Here is a 5,983-nt window from a genome sequence, read left to right as displayed (position 1 = left end):
TGTCTTTTCTATGGCTGGGACAGTGGTATCAACTGCAATATCAATTGACTTCTGCACGGAGTGATCACCGTCGTATTCAACAACGTCCCACTTTATCTCGTGGAAGCATTCCTCCAGGAAATGAAGTTCGGCGGAGATATGACCCGTTCTGTTATCGCCGTCGTTTTCATCGTTGTCATAAATGCTAAATGTATAGAGAAGCATATAATCGTCAGGTGCCGTCCCATTCCACCATACGGAATAATTGAGCCATTCCACACTATAAGATGCGTTTATCCACACGGGCGTGCATCCCTTTATGGCGCTGTAGTTGACACCGCCATATGAAATATTATATGTTGGAGCACCAAGCTCAATATAACTTGTTGCATTCAGCGTGCCAAGCGTAATGTTGAGCCAGTTGTAACCACCACCACCATAAGGACCATAAGGACCGGTAGTGCCATTGTAAAATTCTTCATCGATATTAGTTGTATTTCTGCCGGCCTGTGTGTCTGCATCTGCTATACCGACAAGAAGGTCGCCGTCATGCCATTCCGGCCATTCAGGACTGCCAAGTGTTATGTTGTACCCTCCTGATGCATCAGTTTTATTGGTTCCCTCTTCTCCCGTCGCTTCGTTTCTGACAGTAACATTAACGCCTTCTACAGGAGTAACACCATCAGTACCGTAAACTGTTCCTTTTATAAGCAAGGGCTCTGTTCTTGCTTCTACATCCCCCATAATATACAAGAAAGATCCCGCTATCGCTATCAGGGCGATGGCCATTGCCATACCCTTTTTCTTACTCAAAATACTTACTTTTCCATTATTCATTTTATTCCTCCTTTCTTTTATGCATCCACATGTTGTTAGGTTAAGGAATATACTCCTTCTTTATATAAATTTCTATATTTTTTCGAATATGACTACCCTGTCCAGTACTGTCCAGCAAGGATTAAATCGGGCATGTTTATAATGCTGTCGCCGTTCAAATCAAGGCTATGTTCATCGCCATCAACATGCTCCTGCCAGTGGGATGCAATCATTACGATATCCAATATGTTTACCCGCCCGTCACCATTAACATCGGGAGAGAAAACTCTAACCATATCTTTTACCACTCTTTGCTCGTTGTTCCCCAGGAAATCAATTCCAATAATACTCAATTCATAAAATCCCACATCTGGAGAAAAATTAAAGTTGTAAGGGCTTGAGCTATCAGCATATGCAAGTGTCCAGTTTCCCCATGTGCTATTGTCGCAACTGTAACGATAGTAAAACTCCACGCCCGCTATTCCAGCACCTTCATCATAGCCATACACCCCTGCTGAGAGAGATTCACACACAAGAAACGGCACATCAACATCAAAATAGGTGGAGGGAGGCAGTGCATCCAGCTTGAACGATGCGTTTTGCACATTTGTTCCATTTCCATAAAATTCAATTAAGCCGCTTCCATGAGAGCAGCCAAAGCCGGATAGAGTGAAATTGCCTGTATAGAGATAAAAGTTATTCCCATTGCCAACCCCGTCCCCCGGCAGGGGTGACCAGCTTTCATTATTGTATATTCTGTAATATATTCCTATTATATCTTCAATATCTTTATTTATTATTGATATATTGACGGGCGTGTGCAAAGATATCCAGCCCCCGTATTCCGGTTCGCCAAAAGTCAAAACGAGGGATATGTTCAGATAGCATTCTGCATCATATGTGCCGTAATAGAACGGCGGTTGCTCCTCATTGCCGAGGCAGTCATATGCAATTGATTTGAAACGGTACCAGCCAGCACCTTCAGGTGCAGTGAATGATAATGTCCAGTTGTCTGCCGTGCCATCTGGATGGGTGATTAAGGTGTCATTTATGGCACATAACTCCCAGTCATTGCCCCATGATTCGTTGTCTGCATCGTAGAGGTAGTAAACCTCAACCTTGCATACTCCTATTGGACCCGATTCTTCGCATCCGTGGTCTTCTATGTCAATGACGGCTATGTTGAATGGCACATCTTCTTGTTCATATGGAATGATATCGTCCACGCGTGAGGTAGATGGAGTGCAGTCAACCATATACTTTTCTTTTGAAGTACAGTTGTTGCCCACGTAGTCAACCGCCCAGAATTTTAGTTCATAAAAGCATTCCTGTGAGAAATGGAACGTATACAAGATTGATCCCCTATCTGGATCGATATCATGTTCATCATTATCTTCAACCACAATTGTATCAATCAGCGTGAATTCCTGTACCTGCCCCTGTGCAACCCGGGTTTCATTCCAGTACACATTGATACCGAACTTCCAGACACCGACGCCGCCCCCGCAGCCGTCATCGGTGACATGGAGGGTGATATTTGTAGAGCAGTTGACCCATGTCCAGCCTTTTCCATCGATATATTTTGGCTCTCCAATCGTCTTGTTTATGGTTGGAGCGGTGCCATCGACGGCAATATCAATTGACTTCTGCACAGCCTGATGACCTAGATAATCGACTACATCCCACTTTATCTCGTGGAAGCATTCCTCCTCAAAATGAAGTTCTTTTGAGATGAAACCTGTCCTGTTGTCGGTATCGTTCTCGTCATTATCGCTTATATTTACTGCACATAGCTGCTGATAATTGGTTGGGAGGGTTGCATTCCACCACACCGAGTAATTGAGCCATTCGACGCCTGAGCCATTTCCATCAGATGCATTGATCCACATCGGCGTGCATATCTTTGTTGCAGTGTAGTTATCGCCGCCATAGCTGAGATTTGCAGTTGGCTTACCAAGTTCGCAGGTAGAGGATGGAGGTGCGGTATCATTCTGAAACAGGGTAAATGAAAAGGGCTCACTCCATTCGCTTTGTACGCCATGTTCATCCTCAGCGATGACTTTAATTGAATGATTTCCTGTCTCGTTCCACGAATAATTTGCATGCGCCGAATGCCCTGAAAAATAAAAGCCTGTCCATTCATCTACGGTGCCGTTATCATTCCAGTCAAATCCATATCTAATCGTATCATTGTCCGGATCGGTGGACACTGCATAAAATGGGTATGAAACATCCACTAAACCGTACGATACACCGCTTATTATCGGCATGGAAGGCGGCCTGTTGTTATTCACCGTTACGTTTATTTCTTCAATGCCAGAGTAATTCATTCCATCATAAGCCCGAGCATATATCGTATGTTCACCGTCATCAACTGTTGTTGTATCCCATGAAAAATTCCATGTGATGGTGCCTGTAGCATTGCACCAGCTTCCATTATCAATTTTTATTTCCACTTTTTGTACCGTCTCATTTCCGTTTTCATCGCTTGCCGTTCCTTGGACTATTGCAACGCCCGATAAATTGGCACCTTCAATCGGAGAAGTAATCTCCACATTTGGAGGATAGTTAGTCACAAAATGGGCGGTTATGCTTTTATTTGAATCCATTGTTATAGAAACAGGGTTCTCATTTCCAGATATATTTCCTGACCAATAACTGAATGCATAGCCTGCGTTTGCATTGGCGGTTATGGTAACGTTGGTACCTGCACCGTATATCCCACCTGATGGCTCCAGAGAAACAGAACCGGTATTATTTGGCTCAACACTGACATTCATGTTATACTGTACGGGCTTGAAGCGAGCGATTATGCTGAGATTTTTATACACATGGATTGTCTTAACCGAATTTGTGCCAACCAGATCTCCCGACCATTTGTCAAATACATAACCTGCATTCGGCAAAGCCGTCAGTATTACCTCCTCACCTTCCTCATATGATGACTTGTCCGGATTCAGGGTAACGGAACCACCCCCCTCAGGGCTGACAGACATCGTCAAAGTATAAAGGGGCGGTTCGACAGTGGTAAAATGCCAGGTGTCTGATTTATTGGTATAAATGCCGTCATCGGCAACCGCGTACCATGAATAGGTTGTATTGTAAGCCAGATTGCTCCACTCAACGCTTGCCGTACTTCCAGATGCAACATTTGTATCTGTGCCTATCAGGTTATCCGATGCATCGTAAAAGGAAACATCCATGGTATCGTTATCGGGATCGGTCACATCAACACTCAGCGTCGGATTCAACGATACGTTGGTCTCTCCGTCATTTGGAGATGGGTTCGTTGGCTTGTCAGGAGAAGTATTATTTGAGGGTTCAGATAATGAGATATTAAAATGTGTGAATCCCTCAGCTACGTTAATCGAGGCAGTGCCCCATGCATAATAGTCGCCATATCTTACATCAACGCGTATAGGGTCGCCATTAAACCAATCAGTTTCACTATAAGGAGAATTGCCGAGTTGTGCATCGTATATGCCTTTTCCCACTTTTTGAGCGTAACCAAAAACATCAGGGTCTGGCTTTGTAAGAGTAACCTTAACTGTTGCACCGTTGACCGGAGAACCGTCCAGAAACACATAAGTACGTACTGTATAAGGCGTGCCAGTACCTGATTTAATGATAGGAATGAGAGTTAAAACAAGAAGAATGATGATAACGATGCAGGCAGTTTTTCTCATTTCATTTGCTATATATATCTCCTTCTTTTAAATATTGCGAGCATGACACACAGTGCAGCTATGGTCGATGGCAAGAGAAAGCCGGGTGTACTGCCCGTGCCATTTGTTTCATTTGAATTATCCGTATCGTTTACTTCCTGTTTTTCCGCATGCAATAACGATGATGCACTCGTGCTGAATGTATGGCAATATATAGTAAGAACAACAGTATAATTTCCCTCTGACGCATAAGCATGAACAGGATTCTGCTCATAACTGATATTGCCATCTCCAAAATTCCATGTGTGATTTGTTATTGTACCCGTTGAAATATCAGTAAAGGATACATTATCCTCTGCCTTGGGATTCTCAGGGGTGAACGCAAAACCAGCATTCAAAGAAAGATGGAGTGTAATGTCCGCTCTTATGGGTTCGTCCGAGGTTATAGTAATCTCTTTCCCTCCTCCAAGGCATTCATAGTTTCCGGTTCCTCTCGCCTTTAACTTAATAGTATCCCCAACTTCCCATCCATATACAGGACCACCAAACGTCACAGTATAAGCACCATTTTCGTCACTTGTCTCAGTAAGTGTGCCTCCTGTTCGCTCATTGGTTGCCCTTACTTCTATACCAGACAGACCGTTCCCATCATAGGTAACATATCCGTAAATGGGAAGAGGATTGCTGCTTGCTTCGGCAAATGATGAAATAGAAATGATTGTAATAACAGCTATTGCAACCATCGTCAGAATGCCTTTTCCGTAAAATTTTGGCCCATATCTCATTTTACTCTTTCCTCACCAACTTCTAAAAGGTTTGTTTTTTTATAAATCTTGCCTATTAAATCAAACGTATAAAAAGGGAAAGAAAAAGAGGAAGGAGACTACGGCGGGGGTAATTGCAGCATATCCCTGCCGCCAATCCAGTGTATATGACCTCCTGTCGGTCTGAATACGAACATCGCCTCGCCGATGCTTATATTGAAGTCAGGGGAGTCACCGACGATATACTCAGGCATGAACCAGCCCTGTGCCGAAGCGTTCCACTTTGCAACTTTTGTGCAGCCAGAAATATTGCCGGCAAGCTGTGATGCATTGATAACCTCAAGATTTGCCCAGCCTATCATATTGTAGCCAACGTTGAGCGTCAGATTTATCTCGTCATATTCAATGAGACAGCCCTCCATGTATACCGTGATATTCGTCTTTACAAATACGAAGTAACCCTCTCCCGGCACAATCGTAAAGGCAACACCGAATCCATCGCCTTCTGGAACGACGTAACTATCATAACGCTGGTATTCCCTGTCCCACCTTGTAACAACGGTACAGTTATCCGCAGAGAAAGTGTTAATGTATTGTATGAGGTCGCTGGCTGTGTGGATGGACGGATGCTTGACTGGCATGGTTATAAGATTCCAGCCTGTATTATTGTAATGCAATTCAAATGTATGGTTGTATGAAACAGATACCATTGCTTTTGGTGTTGTTGTTGCATTTGGTGGGAACGGCTGTTCCTGATGA

Annotated in this window: 4 protein-coding genes; all 4 read right to left on the bottom strand. The window is 43.7% G+C overall.

The genetic code is table 11. From position 1 onward, the window contains the following. Nucleotides 1-816 (bottom strand): carboxypeptidase-like regulatory domain-containing protein (locus U9O96_05190; GenBank protein ID MEA2054494.1); only part of this gene is annotated, 816 nt, incomplete at its 3' end. A 92-nt stretch (nt 817-908) separates the two neighbouring features. Next, nucleotides 909-4,481: an Ig-like domain-containing protein gene (locus U9O96_05185; protein ID MEA2054493.1), complete on the bottom strand. Its 3,573-nt coding sequence runs from the start codon at nt 4,479-4,481 to the stop codon at nt 909-911. An 8-nt stretch (nt 4,482-4,489) separates the two neighbouring features. Further along, complete coding sequence (locus U9O96_05180; protein MEA2054492.1) at nt 4,490-5,245, bottom strand: PKD domain-containing protein; 756 nt, start codon at nt 5,243-5,245, stop codon at nt 4,490-4,492. 98 nt (nt 5,246-5,343) lie between these two features. Next, a partial coding sequence (locus U9O96_05175) for a hypothetical protein (GenBank protein MEA2054491.1) occupies nt 5,344-5,983 on the bottom strand: 640 nt, incomplete at its 5' end.

It is taken from the genome of Candidatus Thermoplasmatota archaeon, from assembly GCA_034660695.1.
GTDB lineage: Archaea > Thermoplasmatota > E2 > UBA202 > DSCA01 > JAYEJS01.
Note: the sequence above shows the minus strand (reverse complement) of the source record. Positions and strands in the feature narration are given on the sequence as shown.

Coding starts and splice junctions, on each gene's coding strand:
- U9O96_05185 (MEA2054493.1), bottom strand. CDS start 4,481: ATGAGAAAAACTGCCTGCATCGTTATCATCATTCTTCTTGTTTTAACT.
- U9O96_05180 (MEA2054492.1), bottom strand. CDS start 5,245: ATGAGATATGGGCCAAAATTTTACGGAAAAGGCATTCTGACGATGGTT.